Source organism: Cellulomonas septica, from assembly GCF_012396155.1.
Classification (GTDB): domain Bacteria; phylum Actinomycetota; class Actinomycetes; order Actinomycetales; family Cellulomonadaceae; genus Cellulomonas; species Cellulomonas septica.
The window spans coordinates 1-2,648 of sequence record NZ_JAAXOY010000510.1; the positions used below are offsets into that span (position 1 = coordinate 1).

General features: G+C 75.9%; 4 protein-coding genes. 2 read left to right on the forward strand and 2 right to left on the reverse strand.

The window, feature by feature from the left end:
• Nucleotides 1–194: hypothetical protein (locus tag HGA02_RS15835; RefSeq protein ID WP_210728667.1), on the reverse strand; the 194-nt coding region annotated here is incomplete at its 3' end.
• Between the two features lie 134 nt (nt 195–328).
• Between HGA02_RS15835 and HGA02_RS15840 the strand changes: the two genes are divergently transcribed.
• Complete coding sequence (locus tag HGA02_RS15840) at nt 329–1,123, forward strand: SDR family NAD(P)-dependent oxidoreductase (RefSeq protein WP_168680043.1); 795 nt, start codon at nt 329–331, stop codon at nt 1,121–1,123.
• A 118-nt stretch (nt 1,124–1,241) separates the two neighbouring features.
• Nucleotides 1,242–1,817, forward strand: coding sequence for an orotate phosphoribosyltransferase (gene pyrE, locus HGA02_RS15845; RefSeq protein ID WP_168680044.1), 576 nt, complete (start codon nt 1,242–1,244; stop codon nt 1,815–1,817).
• Nucleotides 1,818–1,851: 34 nt separating this feature from the next.
• On the opposite strand, the gene HGA02_RS15850 is transcribed toward pyrE, so the two are convergent.
• A partial coding sequence (locus tag HGA02_RS15850) for a YwiC-like family protein (protein WP_246247895.1) occupies nt 1,852–2,648 on the reverse strand: 797 nt, incomplete at its 5' end.

Sequence of the window (2,648 nt, forward strand, 5' to 3'; positions counted from 1 at the left end):
CCACCTCCCCGCGAGGGACGGTCGGGCGGTGCGGCGTCGTACGCCGGGTCGAACGGCGGCTCGTCGTACGCCGCGTCGATGGGCGGCTCGTCGTAGGACGGGTCGAAGGGCGGCTCGTCGGGCAGCGGGACGTCGTCCGTCCACGCCGCCGACGCGACGGCACGGGAGCTGGGTCGGGCGGGTCCGGCGGGCACCCGCCCACCCTACGAGCCCCGGCCCACACCGCGGACCCGCCCGGGCGAGCCGTGGACACCGCGACGCGGGGCCGGGCTGGGGACGGCTCGCCGAAGCGCTGCGACAGGGCCCGGACGGTCCGTAGGGTGGCCGCATGGGAACCGCACTCGTCACGGGCGCCAGCGCCGGTCTCGGCCTGGAGTTCGCCTGGCAGCTCGCCACCGCCAAGCACGACGTCGTCCTCGTCGCGCGCGACGAGGAGCGCCTCACGCGCCTCGCCGCCCAGCTCGAGGCCGCTGCGGGCATCCGCGCCGAGGTGCTGGTCGCCGACCTCACGCAGCCCGACGACGTCGCCCGCGTGGCCGACCGGCTGCGCAGCGACGAGAGCCCCGTCGGCCTGCTGGTGAACAACGCGGGCTTCGGCATCAACCAGGAGTTCGTCGGCGGCGACCTCGAGCGCGAGCTCACGGCGCTCGACGTCATGGTCCGCGCGGTCCTCGTCCTCTCGCACGCGGCCGCCGAGGCGATGGTCGCGCGCGGCCGGGGCGCGATCCTCAACGTCGGGTCGGTCGCGGCGCTCATGGCGTCGGGCACGTACTCGGCGCACAAGGCGTGGGTCCGCTCGTTCACCGAGGGGCTCGCCGTCGAGCTCAAGGACACGGGCGTCACCGCGACCGTCGTGAACCCGGGCTTCACGCACACCGAGTTCCACGAGCGCGGCCGCATCGACATGAGCCAGTACCCGGAGATCGTCTGGCTGAACGCCGAGGACGTCGTCGCGACCGCCCTGGCCGACGTCCGCCGCGGCGTCGTCATCTCGACCCCGAGCACCCGCTACCGCACGATGTCGGCCCTGGTCCGCATCGCCCCGCGGTCCGCGATCCGCGCGATCGGCCGCTACCGCCGCGCGATCGAGGACGCCCCGGCCGACGCCGACGCCGACGCCTGACGCGGCCCGCCGCGACACCGAGACGCCCGACGCGGGCCGCCGAGACGTCGCGACGACCGCCGCCTGACGGACGAGACGGCGGCGTCCGGCCGCGGCCCACGGGCTAGCCTTGGGGGCCGTGACCCACGACCTCTCGCCGACGCCCCGCGAGCAGCTGCTCGCCCTCATCCAGGACCTCGCGGTCGTGCACGGGAAGGTCACGCTGTCGTCGGGCCGCGAGGCCGACTACTACGTCGACCTGCGCCGCGTCACGCTGCACCACCGCGCGGCCCCGCTCATCGGCCACCTCATGCTCGACCTGCTCGAGGAGGTCGGGCTCGGCACGGCCGAGATCGACGCGGTCGGTGGTCTGACGCTCGGCGCCGACCCCGTCGCGACGTCCCTGCTGCACGCGGCCGCGTCGCGCGGGCAGGACCTCGACGCGTTCGTCGTCCGCAAGGAGGCGAAGGCCCACGGCATGCAGCGGCGCATCGAGGGCCCCGACATCGCGGGGCGTCGGGTCGTCGTCCTGGAGGACACCTCGACGACGGGCGGCTCGCCGATCGCGGCCGTCGAGGCCGCGCGCGAGGTCGGCGCCGAGGTCATGGGTGTCGCGGTGATCGTGGACCGCGCGACGGGCGCGCAGGCGAAGATCGAGGCCCTCGGCGTCCCCTACCACTCCCTCTTCAGCCTGGCGGACCTCGGCCTGGCCTGACGGGACGACCTCAGACGACGACGAGCGTCGCGGCTCAGACGACGACGAGCGTCGCGGCGGTGACGACGACCGTCGCGGCGATCTCGCCGAGCCCGATCACCTTCGCCGACGGCCACGGTCGGCGCCGGGGGACGAGCGCCGCGCGCACCAGCAGCCCGAGGGCGACGACCCCGCACACGACGGCACCGGCCACGTCGGGCGCGGCCACGACGACCGCGCCGAGCGCGCCCGCCACGAGCACCCCGTGGTACCCGACCGAGACGGCGAGCACCGTCCGGTCGCCGCGGTCGCGGATGAGCGACTTCACGTACGGGACCGTGCCGAGGAAGTAGGCGGCGAGCAGGCCCGTCGCCGCCCACGTGCGCGCGTCGTCGGCGCCGGGCAGCGGGCCGGGGGAGCCCAGACCCGCGGACACGACCGTCATGAGCATCGCCGCGACGACGGTGACGCCGTCGTTCAGCCAGGACCGGTCCGCCCGTCGCGCCGAGCAGACGAGACTCACCGCCAGCAGGGCGCCGAAGACGGGCGCCCACCACAGCACCGACGGCGCGCTCGCGACGAGCGCGAGCCCCAGCACCGTCGTCGCGATGCCGTACGCCCGGACGGGCGGCAGGTACCGCGGCCGACGGGACGCCTTCAGCCACAGCCCCGCGGCGTTGTACGCGAGGAACGCCACGAGCCAGGCGACGAGCAGCAGCCCGTGCCGCCACGTCGGCCCGGCGAGCAGGGCGCCCACCAGCACCGGGACGACGAGCATCGCCCACGCGCCGTGCTGCTGCGGCACCCAGCCCGGTCCGCGACGGCGGCGGGCCGGGGTGACGCGGTGCGGGG